This is a genomic window from Jiella pacifica (genome assembly GCF_010500815.1).
Classification (GTDB): domain Bacteria; phylum Pseudomonadota; class Alphaproteobacteria; order Rhizobiales; family Rhizobiaceae; genus Jiella; species Jiella pacifica.
Map to the genome: position 1 here is coordinate 88,319 of NZ_JAAAMG010000001.1, position 15,777 is coordinate 104,095.

15 protein-coding genes are annotated in these 15,777 nt (G+C 66.9%); 9 read left to right on the top strand and 6 right to left on the bottom strand.

The window, feature by feature from the left end; all coding sequences use genetic code 11:
* Positions 1-16: 16 nt before the first annotated feature.
* The 3 genes from GTK09_RS00390 (at position 17) to GTK09_RS00400 (ending at position 2,132) form a co-directional block, all read left to right on the top strand.
* The gene (locus GTK09_RS00390; RefSeq protein WP_163460514.1) at positions 17-952 is read left to right on the top strand and encodes a cytochrome c1; all 936 of its coding nucleotides are present in this window, start codon (positions 17-19) and stop codon (positions 950-952) included.
* A gap of 295 nt (positions 953-1,247) precedes the next feature.
* Entirely contained in the window at positions 1,248-1,568 is a 321-nt protein-coding gene (hmuQ, locus tag GTK09_RS00395) for a heme-degrading protein HmuQ (protein WP_163460515.1), read from the top strand.
* Positions 1,569-1,589: 21 nt separating this feature from the next.
* Positions 1,590-2,132 (top strand): adenine phosphoribosyltransferase, encoded by a 543-nt coding sequence (locus tag GTK09_RS00400; protein ID WP_163460516.1) that lies wholly within the window; start codon positions 1,590-1,592, stop codon positions 2,130-2,132.
* Positions 2,133-2,170: 38 nt separating this feature from the next.
* On the opposite strand, the gene GTK09_RS00405 is transcribed toward GTK09_RS00400, so the two are convergent.
* Positions 2,171-2,878 (bottom strand): FCD domain-containing protein, encoded by a 708-nt coding sequence (locus GTK09_RS00405; RefSeq protein WP_203560821.1) that lies wholly within the window; start codon positions 2,876-2,878, stop codon positions 2,171-2,173.
* 135 nt (positions 2,879-3,013) lie between these two features.
* Between GTK09_RS00405 and GTK09_RS00410 the strand changes: the two genes are divergently transcribed.
* Genes GTK09_RS00410 through GTK09_RS00435 form a run of 6 tightly spaced genes read left to right on the top strand, consistent with a single transcriptional unit; the run spans position 3,014 to position 10,494 of the window.
* Positions 3,014-4,507 carry an ABC transporter substrate-binding protein gene (locus GTK09_RS00410; RefSeq protein WP_163460517.1) on the top strand — a complete coding sequence of 498 codons (1,494 nt, stop codon included), beginning with the start codon at positions 3,014-3,016 and terminating at the stop codon, positions 4,505-4,507.
* Positions 4,508-4,510: 3 nt separating this feature from the next.
* A complete protein-coding gene (locus GTK09_RS00415; protein ID WP_163460518.1) occupies positions 4,511-5,350 on the top strand; it encodes an ABC transporter permease in 840 nt (279 codons plus the stop codon).
* A gap of 5 nt (positions 5,351-5,355) precedes the next feature.
* Positions 5,356-6,276, top strand: a complete 921-nt coding sequence (locus GTK09_RS00420; protein ID WP_203560822.1) for an ABC transporter permease — start codon at positions 5,356-5,358, stop codon at positions 6,274-6,276.
* A gap of 32 nt (positions 6,277-6,308) precedes the next feature.
* Entirely contained in the window at positions 6,309-7,664 is a 1,356-nt protein-coding gene (locus GTK09_RS00425; RefSeq protein ID WP_163460519.1) for a M20/M25/M40 family metallo-hydrolase, read from the top strand.
* Complete coding sequence (locus GTK09_RS00430; protein ID WP_163460520.1) at positions 7,661-8,647, top strand: ornithine cyclodeaminase family protein; 987 nt, start codon at positions 7,661-7,663, stop codon at positions 8,645-8,647. Before GTK09_RS00425 ends, GTK09_RS00430 begins: the two co-directional genes overlap by 4 nt.
* A gap of 17 nt (positions 8,648-8,664) precedes the next feature.
* On the top strand, positions 8,665-10,494 hold the full coding sequence (locus GTK09_RS00435; protein WP_163460521.1) for an ABC transporter ATP-binding protein: 1,830 nt from the start codon (positions 8,665-8,667) through the stop codon (positions 10,492-10,494).
* A 34-nt stretch (positions 10,495-10,528) separates the two neighbouring features.
* Here the strand turns inward: GTK09_RS00435 and GTK09_RS00440 are convergent, their stop codons facing one another.
* The 5 genes from GTK09_RS00440 to GTK09_RS00460 all read right to left on the bottom strand — a co-directional run bounded on the left by GTK09_RS00440 (position 10,529) and on the right by GTK09_RS00460 (position 15,664).
* Positions 10,529-11,449, bottom strand: coding sequence for a hydroxymethylglutaryl-CoA lyase (locus GTK09_RS00440; protein WP_163460522.1), 921 nt, complete (start codon positions 11,447-11,449; stop codon positions 10,529-10,531).
* A gap of 62 nt (positions 11,450-11,511) precedes the next feature.
* Entirely contained in the window at positions 11,512-12,021 is a 510-nt protein-coding gene (locus GTK09_RS00445) for a TRAP transporter small permease (RefSeq protein WP_163460523.1), read from the bottom strand.
* Positions 12,022-12,047: 26 nt separating this feature from the next.
* Positions 12,048-13,085 carry a TRAP transporter substrate-binding protein gene (locus GTK09_RS00450; protein ID WP_163460524.1) on the bottom strand — a complete coding sequence of 346 codons (1,038 nt, stop codon included), beginning with the start codon at positions 13,083-13,085 and terminating at the stop codon, positions 12,048-12,050.
* 26 nt (positions 13,086-13,111) lie between these two features.
* Complete coding sequence (locus tag GTK09_RS00455; RefSeq protein ID WP_163460525.1) at positions 13,112-14,410, bottom strand: TRAP transporter large permease; 1,299 nt, start codon at positions 14,408-14,410, stop codon at positions 13,112-13,114.
* Positions 14,411-14,470: 60 nt separating this feature from the next.
* On the bottom strand, positions 14,471-15,664 hold the full coding sequence (locus GTK09_RS00460; RefSeq protein ID WP_163460526.1) for a CaiB/BaiF CoA transferase family protein: 1,194 nt from the start codon (positions 15,662-15,664) through the stop codon (positions 14,471-14,473).
* Between the last annotated feature and the right edge of the window lie 113 nt (positions 15,665-15,777).

The window sequence follows — 15,777 nt, forward strand, 5'->3', positions numbered from 1 at the left end:
AGTGGGGGAACGACCGATGAGAAAACTCCTGCCAGCTCTGCTGGCTGCCGGCCTCGCCTTTGCTCCATTGAGCTTTGCGCAGGCCCAGGATGGCCAGGGACCGACGGAAAACACCGCATCCGAAGAGGCTGCGGCCGGCCAGGATGCCAGCGCCGAGGCGGCCGAAGAGGGTCATGCCGAGACGCCGCACTATCCGCTGCGGCATCCCGAGCAGTTGAACTGGTCCTTTGCGGGTCCGTTCGGCCATTGGGACGTCGCCCAGCTGCAGCGTGGCCTGAAGGTCTATAAAGAGGTCTGCTCGGCGTGCCACGGCATGCGGCTCGTCGCCTTCCGCAACCTCGAGGCTCTCGGTTATTCGGAGGCGCAGGTGAAGGCCTTCGCGGCCGAGTACACTGTGCAGGACGGACCGAACGGCGACGGCGAGATGTTCGAACGGCCAGGGATTCCGTCCGACTACTTCCCCTCGCCATTCCCGAACACGGCCGCGGCCGCGGCTGCGAACGGGGGCGCGGCGCCGCCGGATCTCTCGCTGATCGCCAAGGCGCGCGCGGTGGAGCGAGGTTTTCCGACCTTCGTCTTCGACCTCGGCACCCAGTACCAGGAGGCGGGGCCCGACTACATCCACGCGCTTCTGACGGGCTATGACCAGGAGCCACCGCAGGCCATTGCGGAATCGCTTCAGCCGGGTACCTACTACAACCCGTACTTCATCTCCGGTCCGGCGCTGGCCATGCCGCCGCCGATCGGCGACGACCAGGTCGAATATCCGGACGGCTCGCCACAGACGGTGGACCAGTATTCCAGGGACGTTGCGGCGTTCATGATGTGGGCCGCCGAGCCGCATCTCGCGGAGCGCAAGGCGACGGGCTTCGTGGTGATGATCTTCCTCGTCGTTTTCGCGGGGCTGCTCTTCGCGGTCAAGCGCCGCGTCTGGGCCGGCACGGCGCACTGAGCTACGGCAAAAAGCCGTGGCGTTTCGATATCGAGGGGGCCGACGAGGCCCCCTTTTTCGTTCTCTTTCACTGTACCGTCGGTCCCGGTCTTTAACCGGCGCCAAGGGGCTAAGCTCAATCGCCGCGCGTGCTTCATACCCGTAGCCCATTCTTCCTGGCCGCAGGTATGAAGCATTCGGCGGCGGCCTTGCCGAAGCTGGCCGGACCGGCTTGCATTCGGCTCCGCGAGAGCCGAAAAACCTCTCCGAGCTTCCCCACCGGGCGCGTCCCTGCCGACAGCAAAAGGAGTAATCGATGTTTATCGCGATGAACCGCTTCAAGGTCCTGCCCGGCGCCGAGGCGGAATTCGAGTCCATGTGGCTGAACCGCGATTCGAAGCTGAAGGAGGTTCCGGGCTTCGTCGAGTTCCACATGCTAAAAGGGCCCGAAGGAGAGGGGCACCGGCTGTACTCCTCGCATACGGTGTGGGAGAGCGAAGAGGCCTTCGTCGCCTGGACGCGCTCGGAGGCTTTCCGTGCCGCTCACGGCAGCGCCGGCGGCACCCGTCCCCTCTATGACGGCCATCCGAACTTCGAAGGCTTCGAAGTGATCCAGACCATTGGTAAGGCCGCCTGAGCGCGAACCGAGATGAACACCATGTCCGCATCGACGGTCGACTTCGTCGCCGCCATCCGAACGATCCCGGACTATCCCAAGCCCGGCATTATGTTTCGCGACATCACCACCCTGCTGGCGAGCCCGGAGACGTTCCGGGCCGCGGTGGATGCGATGGTCGCACCCTATAAGGACGAAGGCGTCGCGCTGGTGGCGGGCATCGAGGCCCGTGGCTTCATTCTCGGCGGTGCGCTGTCCCATCAGCTATCCGCCGGCTTCGTGCCGATCCGCAAGAAGGGCAAGCTGCCGCACGAGACGATCCGCGTCGCCTACAGCCTGGAATACGGGGTCGACGAGATGGAGATGCACCGCGATGCGGTGGCGCCGGGAACGCGGGTCCTGTTGACGGACGATCTGATCGCCACCGGCGGAACCGCCGAGGGCGCGGTCAAGCTGCTGCGTGAGCTCGGCGCCGAGATCGTCGGAGCATGTTTCGTCATCGACCTGCCGGAACTCGGCGGTCGCAAGCGGCTCGAAGATCTCGGCGTTTCCGTCAAGACCCTCGTCGCATTCGCGGGGCACTGATCGGGTCCGGAGAGCCGCGGCCCTGGCGATGGCGGGCGTCAGGTGGCGCTGGTCGCTCCGTCCCGCTTGGCGATCGCCTCGAGGACCTGTGCCGCGCCGTCGTCGATGGCGCGGTGGATCGCCACGTGTGCCTCTTGCGGTTGTTTCGACCTCAGGGCGTTCAACAAATCGTCGTAATTCTTGTGTTCGAACGTCGGTGGGCGTTCGCCAACGAAGAGATAGTTGAAACCCGGGCCTGCCATCAGCCACAGCATCTCGATCAAGCTGAGGAGAGTCGGCATGTTCGCGGCCCGATAGAGCACGAAGCGAAACTCCTTGTTGAGCCGAAGCGCCAGATGGGCATCATCCGTCGACCGCGCGGCAAGATATTGCTCGAGCAACGTCTCCATGCGCTCGATCTCGTCGGTGGATATTCGCTCGGCCGCCTTGGCCGCCGCCAGACCTTCCACCGACTTCCGCACCTCGGCGATCTCCGAATATTGCTCGCCGGTCAGCCGTGGCACACGGAACGACTGGGAGGGCTCGGCGGTGAGGACACCGGATGCTGCAAAGCGCACCAACGCCTCGCGCACCGGCGTGATGCTCATGCCCAGACTTCCGGCCAATTCGCGAGTCACCAACCGCGTTCCGGGCTGCAGCCGCCCCTCGATCAGGGCCTGGCGTAGAACCTCCTCGACATGGCCGACCAGGCTCTTGCGCGGTGCTGCGGTCAGCGAGCTCAGTGCCCCTTCTGCTTCCTTCTTCAACCGCCTTGCCTCGTTTCTTGCGATCCGATCGGGCCGCGCAACGCGTACCCTGTTGGATATATCATAGGACCTTGCCCTCCCGATCCGTCACGCTGTAACGTCCCCTCGCCAGCACCACTTGGAGATGCGTTCGCCATGAAGCACATCAGAGTCCTCTTCCTGGCAGTTGCAGGGTTGTTGACCCCGTTATCCGCTGCCTCGGCCCAGGAGAGCGAAATCACCATTGGGCGCGCGGTTTCGACCACGGCGTTGGATCCAGGCTTCCTGCGCGAGGCAGCGACGATCGTCGACAACATCTTCGACACGCTCGTGATGCGCGGCGAGGACATGAAGCTTGTGGCAGGACTCGCTGAGTCGTGGAAGCCATTGGACGACACCACTTGGGAGTTCAAGCTCCGTAAAGGCGTGAAATTCCACAACGGAGAGGACTTCGACGCCGAGGCTGTGAAGTTCACCATCGACCGGATCATCGACCCTGCGGCGAACGCGCCGACGCTTTCCTACATCCGTACCGTGTCGGGCGTCGAGGTCGTGGACCCGTATACGGTGCGTATCAAGACCGATGGTCCGGATCCGCTGCTGCCGACGCGGATGAGCCGCTACCCCACCTATGTCGTGCCGCCAAAATACGTGAAGGAGGTCGGCAACGACGAATTCGCCCGCAAGCCGGTCGGCACGGGGCCCTACGAGTTCGTCGAATTCGTCCCCGATCAGCACGTCGTCCTTCAGGCCAATGCCGACTATTGGCGTGGGACGCCCTCGATCGGCATGGTCACATGGCGGGCCATTCCCGACGGCACCGCCCGCGTCACGGCGCTTCTGACCGGCGAGGCCGATTTCATCGAGAGCGTCCCGGTCGACCTCGTGCCGATCATCGAACAGAGCCCCGACGCCGACCTCGTGCTCGTCAAGAATGGCGGTCTCACGGTCTATCTCGGCCTCGTGATGAAGGAGGCGCCGCTCGACGATCTGAAGGTGCGGCAGGCGCTCGACGCGGCGATCGACCGGAAGAGCATCGTCGACAACATCCTGCGCGGCATGGCGACGGTGAAGGGCACGCAGGTCGGCCCAGCCGATTTCGGCTATCTCGACATTCCGCCGACACCCTACGATCCCGCTAAGGCCAGGCAACTCCTGGCCGAGGCCGGCCATCCCGACGGCTTCTCCATCAAGATGCAGTCGACCCATCGCTACATGAAGGATTCGGAGGTCGCGCAGGCGATCGCCCAACAGTTCGGCGATGTCGGCGTCAAGGTCGAGCAGGAAGTTCTCGACTGGTCGGTCTATACCCAGGATGTGCCGCGCAAGGGCCCGATCTTCATGCTCGGCTGGGGATCCACCCAGACCCTCGATGCGGACGCCGCGGTCTACGCCATCATGCGCAGCGGCGAGCCTTATTCGACCGCCGACGTGCCCGAACTCGACTCGCTGCTCGACGAAAGCCGCAAGATCGTCGACCCCGAGGCACGAAAGAAGGTGCTCGAAGAGATCCAGAAGGTCGCCGCCGAAACCGTGCCGCTTCTGACCCTCTATCAGGAGGACGCGCTTTACGGCAAAGCCAAGGACGTCGAGTTCGCCGGCCGGCCGGACGCTCGTATCCCGGTCTACGACATCAAGCTGACCCGATAGGCGATGACGCGGTTCTGGAGCGTTCGTCGCAACGCCGACGCCGTCCTCGCCGTGACGCTTCTCTCGGCCGTCGTTGCAATGTCCATCCTCGTCCCGCTGTTCTGGCCTCTCGACCCTGACCGGGGCGTCCTTTCCGCGACCTTCCGGCCGCCCATGTCGGTGGTGGACGGCCAGCTGCATCCGCTGGGCACCGATCAGCTCGGGCGCGACCTTCTCGCCCGGCTCGGCCTCGGAACGGCGATCTCGCTGGGCATCGTGCTCCTCGCCGCGGTGATCTCGGTGGTCACCGGCACGTTTCTCGGCATGATTGCGGGCTATTTCGGCGGCTGGATCGACCTCGTCGTCATGCGCGCCGTCGACGTGCAACTGGCGATCCCGTTCATCCTTTTGATTCTGCTGATCGTCGCCGTGGTCGGACCGTCGATCGGAAACCTCGTCCTGGTGCTCGGCGTCACCGGCTGGGCGGTGTTCGCAAGGGTCGCGCGGGCGCGCACGCTCGAGGTGCGCGAGCTCGAATATGTCGAAGCCTGCCGCGCCATCGGCGTTTCCGATGCGGGGATCATCTTCCGCCACGTCCTGCCCAACATCGCCGGTCCGCAGACCGTGCTCCTGACGCTCGACCTGCCGCGGCTGATCATCCTCGAAGCCTCGGTCGGGTTCCTCGGCCTCGGCGTCCAGCCGCCCACGCCGACGCTCGGCAACCTCATCGGCGAGGGGCGATCCTTCATCCTCCTGGCGAACTGGCTCGTGCTCTATCCGGGCCTCGCGATCGGAGCGCTGGTCGTCGGCTGCAACCTTCTCGGCGACTGGCTGGTGCGCCAGGCCGACAAAAGGGCAGCATAGATCCTTTGAAAGCTCTGTTGTTCATCGCCGGACGCGCGCTGCAGGGGCTCATCGTCATGGTCGGCGTCTCGCTGATCGTCTTCTTCGCCCTGTTCCTGACCGGCGATCCGGCGGCGGTGATGATGCCGCCGGAGGCGAGCCGCGCCGAGATCGAGGTCTTCCGCCACGCGATGGGCTACGACGATCCGATCCTCGTCCAGTATCTGCGCTTCGTCGGCGGCGTTCTGTCCGGCGAATTCGGCCGGTCGCTGCGCTTTCAGCGCCCGGCCATCGAGCTTCTGTTCGAGCGGCTGCCGGCGACGGCGCTTCTCGCCATGGCGGCGCTCCTGTGGAGTTCGCTGCTCGGCTTTCTGCTCGGCACGATCGCCGCCGTCCGGCAGAACAGCGCCATCGACTTCGTCATCCGGGTGATCTCGCTGCTCGGCCAAGCAATCCCGGTGTTCTGGCTGGCGCTTCTCCTGATCATCGTCTTTTCGCTGAATCTGCGCTGGCTGCCGAGCGGCGGGATCGGCACGGCGCAGCAGCTCGTCCTGCCGTCGCTGGCGCTCGGCGCCTATTACTTCAGCGCGATCACCCGGCTGGTCAGGGCGAGCCTCATCGAGGTGCTCGGGGAAAACTACATCCGCACCGCAAGGGCGAAGGGCATTTCCAACTGGCGCATCGTCGTCCACCATGCCCTGCGCAATGCGCTGATCCCGGTGATCACCGTCCAGGGCATGTATTTCGCCTCGCTGCTCGGCGGCGCGCTGATCACCGAGATCATCTTCGCCTGGCCGGGGATCGGTCGGCTGGCGGTGGATTCGATCCAGACGAAGGATTTTCCGGTGGTCCAGGCCGTCGTCCTCTTCGCGGCCTTTACCTTCGTGGTGATGAACTTCCTCGTCGACGTCGCCTATGTCTTTCTCAATCCGAGGATCCGGCTGTGACGGGTGCCCCGCAGGCTCTGGCGGATGAAGCCATGTCGGATCGAGGCCTGACGGAGCAGGCGCTGGAGCTGACCCGGGCGTGGTGCGCCATCCCCTCGGTCAAGGGGAACGCGGCGGGGATGAAGCGCCAGTCCGACGCCTTGACGGACTGGCTTCGGGCCGAACTCGGCGCCGAAATCGTCTCGGCGGCGTCCAGCCGAAGCAGGCCGCCGGTGATCCATGCGCGGCTCGATGTCGGTGCTGCGAACACCGTCATTCTCTACAACATGTACGACGTCATGCCTGCCGACGCCTCGGGCTGGCAGGTTCCGCCGTTCGAGGGCGGCATGGTCGATCTCGACGGTATCGGGCCGAGCTTCGTCGCGCGGGGGGCGGAGAACAACAAGGGCCCGCTCGCCGGCATGCTGGCGGTGGTGAAGGATCTCGCCGACCGGGATGCGCTTCCGGTCAATGTCGAGATCCTCCTCGAAGGCCAGGAGGAAAGCGGCAGCGGCGCGCTGCGCGACTATCTGGCCGATCCCGAATGCCCCGTCCGCCCGGCGCTCGCCGGGCTGTTTCCCTCCTTCTGCGAATATGGCGGCGGGCCACCGCGGCTCTATCTCGGCTTTTCCGGCATCGCCAAGGGCCGCATCTGCGTCGCGGGCGGCGGCTGGGGCGGGCCGTCGGCGGCGATCCATTCGAGCAACGCCCCGTGGATTGCCAATCCGGCGAGCCGGCTCGTCGAAGCGCTGGCGCTCTTCGGGAGGCCGCCGACCGGCCGGCTCGGCGCGATCGAACTGGACGAGGAGGCGAGGGCGCTCGTCGTCGAGCTCGCCACGACCTTCGATCCGGAGGCCGAGCTGCGCTTCCGCAAGGCGGGTCGCTACGCGATCGACGGCGACGCCGCGGCACTGCTGACCCGTGTGCTGACGACGGCGTCGGCGACGATCTCCAGCCTTGCCACTGATCCGGCCGAGGGCGATGCGGTGATCCCGCGATCGGCCGAGGCGGGCTTCGATCTGCGCTGCCCGCCGGGTCTCGATCCGGCGACATTCGTCGAAGCCTACCGCCGCAGGCTGGCGGACGAGGGGCTCGACGGCCTCTTCCCGGAGGTCGCCGACGCCTATCCGGGCCATCGCTTCGCCCGCAACTCGGCCGGCGTTTCAGCGCTGCTCGCCGCCTATGCGCAGACGTCCGGGACGCCGCAGCTCTGGCCCTGGGCGATCGGGGCGGCGCCGGCCTATGCCTTCGCGCCCCATGCCGGCTCGTTCCTCATCGGCGGTGCGGGGCGGGGCGGCAACGCCCATGGCGTCGACGAATTCCTCACCCTCGAAGGTTATCCGCGCTTCCTGAAATCCGTCGCGCTTTGGCTTTGCTCCATGGGCCGGGCGGGAGACGAAGAGGCATGATCCAGATCCGCTATCTGTCGCGCGCCGACGTCCTTGCCGCAGGCGGCGCAGATTTCCGCCTGGCGGTCGAGGACGTGCGCGAGGCGACGCGGCTGCTGCGCTCTGGCAAAGCGTCGATGGTCGCCGAAAGCGTTCTCCCCGTCAGCGGCGACGCCCGCGAAAACGCCTATGGCCTGCCGGCCTCGCTCGGCGGCGACATCGATGCCGCCGGGCTGAAATGGGCGATGCATCGGGCAGCGCCCGTCGGCGATCTGCCGAGCATCACCAGCGCGACCTTCGTCAACCGGCTGAGCGACGGCCGGCCGCTCGGCCTCGTCGAGAGCGCGCTGCTCACCCGCATGCGGACGGCTGCCGTCACGGCGATCGCAATGGACATGCTGCCCAAGGGTACGATCCGGCGCGTCGCCGTGCTCGGCGCCGGCGCGCAGGCGAGGGCGCATGTGGAGATGATCCGGGCGCTGTTTCCCGAGGTTACCGAGATCCGGCTGTGGAACCGGACGACCGAGCGGCGCGATGTGCTGCTGACGGAACTGTCTGATGGCAACGGCCCGGCGCTGCTTGCCGCTGAAACAATCAAGGGGGCGATCGAGCCCGCCGACGTCGTCCTCTGCTGCACGACTTCCCCCGAACCTCTCCTCGGCCCGGATGTCGTCCGTCCGGGCCGGCTGGTGGTCCAGATCGGCTACAACGAGGTGTCCTTCGAAGCGATCGTGGGGTTCGACCACGTCGTCGTCGACCTGTGGGGCGACTTCGCCGAGAGGAGCGCGAAGAGCCTGTTCCAGATGTATCGCGCCAAGCGGTTCGAACCGGGTCGGGTCTCCGCCGATCTCTCCCAACTCGTGGTCGACCGCTGGCGCCCGCCCGAAAAGTCCTCGATCTACTTTTCGAGCTTCGGGCTCAACCTGTTCGACATTGCGCTCGCCGCCCGTGTCTTGCGGCAGGCCGAGATGGAGGGGATCGGCGCCCTCCTGCCATTCGTTTGATTTCGGCAAGAGCGCCCATGACCGAGCCGATCATCCGCGTCGAGGACCTTCGGGTGTCCTTCTTCGGGCAGGGCGCGTGGCAGCCTGTGGTCGGCGGCGTCTCGTTCGACATCGCGCCGCGCGAGACCCTGGCCCTGGTCGGCGAATCCGGCTCGGGCAAGAGCGTCACGGCGCTGGCGATGATGCGGCTTCTGCCGCGGAAGGCCGCGCGGGTCTCCGGTCGCGTCGAGCTCCAAGGCCGCGACCTCCTGGCGTTGCCCGAGCAGGCGATGCGGGCCGTGCGCGGCAACGAGATCGCGATGATCTTCCAGGAGCCGATGTCCAGCCTCAACCCGGCGCTGACGATCGGCGACCAGATCTCCGAGGTGCTGATTGAGCACGAGAAGATGTCGTTCCGCGAGGCCAAGGCGGAGACCTTGCGCATGCTCGACAGGGTTCGCATCGCCGCGGCCGCGCGGCGGTTCGGCGAATATCCCCATCAGCTGTCGGGCGGCATGCGCCAGCGGGTGATGATCGCCATCGCACTCGCCTGCCGGCCAAAGCTTTTGATCGCCGACGAGCCGACGACGGCCCTCGACGTGACCATCCAGGCGCAGATCCTGGCCCTGATCGAGATCCTGCGCGAGGAGGAGGACCTCGCCGTCCTGTTCATCACCCACGACATGGGCGTCGTCGCCGAGGTCGCCGACCGCATGGCGGTAATGTCGAACGGCCGCGTCGTCGAGGCCGGCGACACCGCGTCGCTGTTCCGCGCCCCGCGCGAGCCCTATACGCGGGCGCTGCTCTCGGCGGTGCCCGAACTCGGATCGATGCGCGGCACGACCCTGCCGGTGCGTTTTCCGCTGGTCGATGGCGAGACCGGGAAGGCGGACGGCGTCGGCGAGGCCGTTGCAGCGCCCCCGGCGGCCGAGACGCCGCTTCTCAGGGTGCGCGATCTCTCCGCCCGTTTCGACATGGCGTCCGGTTTCTTCGGCCGCGTCACCGGCCGGGTTCATGCAGTGGAAAACGTCTCCTTCGACCTTTTCGCCGGCGAGACGCTGGCGCTCGTCGGCGAATCCGGTTGTGGGAAGTCGACGACGGGCCGGGCAATCATGCGCCTCACCGAGGCGGTGTCCGGCAAGGTCGAACTCGAAGGCCGCGACGTCCTGGCGCTGAAGCGCTCCGAGCTCGGCTTCCTGCGTCGCCGCGTCCAGATGATCTTTCAGGATCCGTTCGCCAGTCTCGACCCGCGCATGCGGGTCGGCGCGGCGATCGCCGAGCCGATGCTCGTCCATCGCATCGCCACCCCTGACGAAGCCCGGCAGAAGGTCGCCGAACTCCTGCCGCGCGTGGGGCTCGATCCCGCCATGGCAGCGCGCTACCCGCACGAATTCTCCGGCGGCCAGCGCCAGCGCATCTGCATCGCCCGCGCGCTCGCCCTCGCGCCGAAGCTGATCATTGCCGACGAGGCGGTGTCGGCGCTCGACGTCTCGATCAAGGCGCAGGTGATCAACCTGATGCTCGACCTGCAGCAGGGTCTCGGCCTCGCCTTCCTGTTCATCTCCCACGACATGGCCGTGGTCGAGCGGATCGCCCACCGCGTCGCGGTGATGTATCTCGGCGAGATCGTCGAGATCGGGCCGCGCGCGGCGATCTTCGAGAACCCGCAGCATCCCTATACAAAGCGCCTGCTCGCCGCCGTGCCGATCCCCGACCCCAGCCAAAGAGGCCGGCGCCGGGAGATCGACGACAGCGAGGTGAAGAACCCGATCCGCCCGTTCGATTATGCGCCGCCGGCGCGGCAGTGGCGTGGCGTCTCGCCCGGCCACAGGGTCGCGGTCTGGGACGAGGAACGGGCGACGGCGTGAGGCTTGGACGCGCGCATGGTCGCCCGTGGCCGGCTCAGCCGGCGAGGGCGCGCTTGCGCGGGACGTTGCGCAGATGGCTGGCAGTCTTGCCGCCGGGCAGCGCGGCAATCCGGTCGGCCGCCGCCAGCAGTCTCTCGCGGTCGATGCCGGTGGCGATGCCGCCCTCCTCGAAGGCGAAGTGCAGGTCTTCCGTGGCGGTGTTGCCCGTCGCCCCCGGCGCGAAGGGGCAGCCGCCGAGCCCGCCGGCCGCGCCTTCGATGATCGACACGCCGGCCGAGTGGGCGAACAAGGCGTTGGCGACGCCCATGCCGAAGGTGTCGTGACCGTGGAACGCCCAAACTGCATCCGCCGGCCCGTCCGCCATCACCGTCTCGAAGCGCCGCGCCACGGTCAGGGGATCGGCCCGGCCGGTGGTGTCGCAGAGGGCGAATTCGGCCTTGGGAGCGATCGACAGCGCCTCGGCGAAGACGCGCCGGACGGCGTCGAGCGGCACAGCGCCGGTAAACGGGCAATCGAAGCTGGTGGCGAGGTCGACGCGCAGTCTCTCGCCTCCGTCGCCCATCTCCGCCACGATCGCCCGGAGCTGGTCGAGGGATTGAGCGACGGACTGGCGGACATTGTTGCGGTTGTGAGCTTCAGAGACCGAGACGACGAAGACGAGGTCGCGGTAGCCGCCCGCGAGCGCCAGCGAGGCGCCCTTGGCGTTCGGCACCAGCACCGACAGCCGGCAGCCTTCACGGCCTTTGAAATGGGCGGCGATCTCGGCCATGTCGGCCATCTGCGGTATTGCCTTGGGGCTGACGAAGGAGCCGAGCTCCATGCGCGTCACGCCGGCGTCGAGCAGCCTCTCGGCGATGGCGATCTTCTCCCCCGTCGGCAAGGGCGCGGCGATCGACTGGAAGCCGTCGCGCGGGGCGACCTCGAGCAGCGTGACCGAACCCGATCGGTGCGTCATGACATTGCTCCTTCATCGTTCTCGCCGGGGACCATGCCGCCGTGACCACCGCCGTCGCCGGTTCAGACCTGATGGACGGTCTCGTCGCGCGGCTTCGTCGGCCGCAGGACGTTGAGCACGAACTGCAGCGCCAGCATCCCGAAGCCGATCGGCAGCATGGCATAGGGGATGAAGTAGGGTGTGCCGAAGGCGGAGGAGACGCGTTCTCCATAGGAGAACGCGTCCCGCGCCATCAGGAAACCGCGCCATGTCAGGATGGCGCAGAAGCCGGCGCCGACGACGGCGACGACGATCCGCAGCGCCAGCCGGCCCTTCGGGCGCATGGCATCCGGCAGGAGGGTGATGCCGATGTGCTCGCCGCGCCGCTCGACGTCCGCCGCCGTCATCAGCGCCAGATAGACGATCAGGAACGAGTTGATCTCCAGGCTCCAGGACGTCGGCGCGGCGAAGACGTAACGCATCAGCGCGTCATAGGTGACGGTGACCGCCATGAAGGCGAGGGCGAGGACGCCGCCGAACTGCAACAGCCTCGAGAGCCCATCGATGGCCCTGACGACCGGATTGCTCGTCATTGCGTCCTCTCCCCGCATCATCCCGCCTAGCTGGCCTTGCCCATGGCGAGGTCGATCGCCTTGTTGCCGACTTCTTCGCCGACGTCGGCGATCCACGCCTCGCGGACGTTGACGCTGACTTCGGCGAAGCGGTCGAGCATCGCCTGGTCGGGCTCGATCACGTCCATGCCGAGCGCCTCGAACTTCGGCCAGTACTGCTTCTTGTAATAGTCCTCGTTGGCGGCCTTGGCGCTATGGGTGTCGAACCATTCGGCAGCTTCCGTCAACGCGCTCCGCGCGCCCTCGTCCATCGCCTCCCAGCGGTCGGTCTTGACGAAGATGCCGATGGCGAAGGCGGTGACCGGGATGCGCAGCACCTGCTTGACCTGCTCCTGGATCGAGCGGCCGTTGATCGTGGAGACCGTCGCGACGGCGGCGTCCACCGTGCCGCGCTGGAGCGCCAGATAGAGTTCGGAGGAGGGGATGCGCACCGCCGCGCCGCCAAAGTCCTCGATCGCTTTCGTCGCCTCGAAGGAGACGACGCGCACGCGCTTGCCGCCGATGTCCTCGAGATCGCGGATGCCGGGAGCGCCGGTGCTCCAGATGATTTCCGGCTCCATGATGCCGCCGCCGAAGGACAGCGCGGTGATCCCCTGCTTGCCGAGTTCCTGGTTCATCAGCTCGAACAGCGGCGAGCCGCGCTTCAGACGGTCCGGATTCTCGTAGAGCGGCCCGACGACGCCGGGCAGCCCCATGATCCCTAGGATCGGCAGCGAGCGGGTGATGTAGCTCGTGGTGTGGAACATGAAGTCGATATTGCCGGAGCGCAGCGCCGGAAGCTGCTCGTCGGCCGAGAGCAGGCGGCCGGAATCGTAGAAGTCGATCTTGACCGCGTCGCCATGCTTCTCGTTGACGTAGTCGACGAAGCCCTGGCTGCCGAAGGCGAGATCCTCGTAGGAGGGCGGCAGGTAGGTGACGCCGGTGAGCGTCGTCTGCGCCCGGGCCGGTCCCGGCCTGAGCCCGAACGCGGCGCCGGCGGATACAGCGCCGGTGCTGATCAGGAACTTGCGTCTGTCGATGGTCATGTTTCTTCCTCCCAGATGAAGACGGTTTACTTGACGAGATTGGGCAGCCACAGGCTGAGCGCCGGAAACAGGACGAACAGCGCCAGCATCAGGAACTGGATGACGACGAAGGGAATGACCGAGCGGACGATTTCCTCGATCTTCAGCATCGGCGCGACGGCCTTCAGGGTGTAGAGATTGAGGCCGACCGGCGGGGTGATCACGGCGATCTCGAGGTTCATCACCAGAATGATCCCGAACCACAGCGGATCGTAGCCGAGCGTCGTGATCAGCGGCAGAAGGATCGGCGTCGTCACGACGATCAGCGAGACGGCGTCGACCAGCATGCCGAGCGCGACGAGGGCCAGCATGATCAGCATCAGGATCGCTTCCGGCGGCAGGTCGGTGCCGATCAAAAGGCTGGCGATCGTGTCGGGCACCCGCACGAGGTTGAGATAGTCGCCGAAGATGCGGGCGCAGCCCATGATGATGAGGATCGCGCCGGAGATGCGGGCGCTCGACGCGAGGACCGCGACGATCCCCTTGGCGTCGAGGCAGCGGAAGATCGCGACGGCGACGAGAAATGCCCCGACGGCGCCGAAGGCCGCGGCCTCGCTCGGCGTCGCGATGCCGGAATAGATCGCCCCGAGGACGAGGACGACCAGGAGGGCGGCGTGCCAGATGCCCCCGAGGGCCCTCAGCCGGTCGCCCCAGGAATATTCCACCCGCTCGCCGCGCGGCGCCTCGGACGGATTCAGCAGCGCCCGGAAGTAGACGTAGACCGACAGCGCCAGGGCCAGGGTGATGCCGGGCACGATGCCGCCGATGAAGAGATCCGCCACCGAGACGGACGAGACAGCGCCGTAGATGATCAAGGGGACGCTCGGCGGGATCAGCATGGCGAGGGCGCCGGAGCTGACGACGCTGCCGGCGGCAAGCGTCCGCGAATAGCCCCGGTCGAGCATCTGCGGCACGGCGATCGACCCCACGGCGGCGACGCCGGCGATGGAGACGCCGCTGACTGCCCCGAACACCGCCGAGGCGCCGATCGTCGCGATCGCCAGCCCGCCGCGCAGCCATTGCAGCCAGATTACCGCGGCACGGAAGAGGTTCGCCCCGACCGGTGTGGCGGCGAGGAAGTTGCCCATCAGGACGAAGAGCGGCAGGGCGAGAAGCTCGAAACTGTTGAGCTGCCCGAACAGCGAGGTCGGCCCGAAGAAGAAGGCCATGGTGCCGCGGGTCATGTAGAGGCCGGCGAGACCGGCGGCGCCGAGGGCGAGGAAGATCGGCGCGCCGATTGCGATCAGCGCCAGCATGATGACGACGACGATCACCGGCTCGATCATCGCGATGCTCCTGCACTCGCAGAGGCCGAAAGCTCGAACCTGCGCTCAGACGACCTACGCTCAGACGACATGGGCAGCCCTCAGATCGGCGATCTTCGCGTCGTCGTAGCCGAGCCATCCGCCAAGCACCGCGTCGGTGTGCTCGCCGAGTTCCGGGCCGGTGCGCTCGATTCCCCCCGGCGAGGCCGAGAGCTTGGGAAAGACGTTCTGCATGGCGATCGGCCCGATCTGCGGATCCTCGACCCGGGTGATCGACTGACGCGCCTGGAAGTGCGGATCGTCCAGCATGTCCGGTGCCTTGTAGGTGAGGCCGGCCGGAACACCGGCCTCCGCCAGGAGGTCGACGATCTCGTGGGCGGTGTGCTTCGCCGTCCATTCGGCGACGACGGCATCGCATTCGCTCTGGTTGCGGCCGCGGGCACGGTGGTTGGCGAAGCGCTCGTCCTCGGCGAGTTCCGGCCGGCCCATCGCCTGCGACAGGCGGCGGAACAGGCTGTCCTGATTGGCGCCGATAATCACCGTCTCGCCGTCCCCGGTCGGATAGGCGTTGGACGGGGCGATGCCGGGCAGAAAACTGCCGGAACGCTCGCGCACGTGGCCGCCGCCGTCATATTCGGAGACGACGCTTTCCATCACCGACAGCACTGCCTCGAAGATCGAGGCGTCGACCATCTGGCCTTCTCCGGTGCGCTGTCTGTGATGAAGCGCCAGGAGGGCGCCCTGAAAGCCGCTCTGGCCGGCCAGCGTGTCGCCGATCGAGATGCCGGCGCGGACCGGCGGGCGGTCGGGATAGCCGGCGATGTAGCGCAGGCCACCCATCGCCTCGCACACCGAGGCGAAACCGGCGCGATCCGCATAGGGGCCGGTCTGGCCGAAACCGGTGACGCGGACCATGATCAGCGCCGGATTGATCGCCTTCAGCGCGTCGTAGCCGAGGCCCCACTCCTCCATGCGGCCGACGCGGAAGTTCTCCACCAGGATGTCGGTCTTTGCCGCGAGTTCGCGCACGACGCCCTGGGCTTCGGGCTTGCGAAGGTCGAGCGTCAGCGACTTCTTGCCCCGGGCGATGACCGGCCACCACAGCGGGCGGCCCTCGGCGTCCGTCCGCCCCCACTGGCGCATGGCGTCGCCGGCCTTCGGCGGCTCGATCTTGACGACCTCGGCACCGAAATCGGCGAGCAGCTGCCCGCAGAACGGGCCGGCGATCAGCTGGCCCATTTCGAGAACGCGGATTCCCGCGAGCGGTCCTGGCATCCTTCCTCCCGATGACGGGGCGTGCAAGCCACCCCTCGCGCCCTCTCCCAACGGCGCCGTCACTTCCGTCCGATAGTGAAGCTCATTGTATCCAATCGGTCAATAGATTTAGG

Coding starts and splice junctions, on each gene's coding strand:
- GTK09_RS00445 (WP_163460523.1), bottom strand. CDS start 12,021: ATGACGAGCAATCCGGTCGTCAGGGCCATCGATGGGCTCTCGAGGCTG.
- GTK09_RS00440 (WP_163460522.1), bottom strand. CDS start 11,449: ATGACGCACCGATCGGGTTCGGTCACGCTGCTCGAGGTCGCCCCGCGC.
- hmuQ (WP_163460515.1), top strand. CDS start 1,248: ATGTTTATCGCGATGAACCGCTTCAAGGTCCTGCCCGGCGCCGAGGCG.
- GTK09_RS00390 (WP_163460514.1), top strand. CDS start 17: ATGAGAAAACTCCTGCCAGCTCTGCTGGCTGCCGGCCTCGCCTTTGCT.
- GTK09_RS00455 (WP_163460525.1), bottom strand. CDS start 14,410: ATGATCGAGCCGGTGATCGTCGTCGTCATCATGCTGGCGCTGATCGCA.
- GTK09_RS00415 (WP_163460518.1), top strand. CDS start 4,511: ATGACGCGGTTCTGGAGCGTTCGTCGCAACGCCGACGCCGTCCTCGCC.
- GTK09_RS00430 (WP_163460520.1), top strand. CDS start 7,661: ATGATCCAGATCCGCTATCTGTCGCGCGCCGACGTCCTTGCCGCAGGC.
- GTK09_RS00400 (WP_163460516.1), top strand. CDS start 1,590: ATGTCCGCATCGACGGTCGACTTCGTCGCCGCCATCCGAACGATCCCG.
- GTK09_RS00450 (WP_163460524.1), bottom strand. CDS start 13,085: ATGACCATCGACAGACGCAAGTTCCTGATCAGCACCGGCGCTGTATCC.
- GTK09_RS00435 (WP_163460521.1), top strand. CDS start 8,665: ATGACCGAGCCGATCATCCGCGTCGAGGACCTTCGGGTGTCCTTCTTC.
- GTK09_RS00410 (WP_163460517.1), top strand. CDS start 3,014: ATGAAGCACATCAGAGTCCTCTTCCTGGCAGTTGCAGGGTTGTTGACC.
- GTK09_RS00460 (WP_163460526.1), bottom strand. CDS start 15,664: ATGCCAGGACCGCTCGCGGGAATCCGCGTTCTCGAAATGGGCCAGCTG.
- GTK09_RS00425 (WP_163460519.1), top strand. CDS start 6,309: ATGTCGGATCGAGGCCTGACGGAGCAGGCGCTGGAGCTGACCCGGGCG.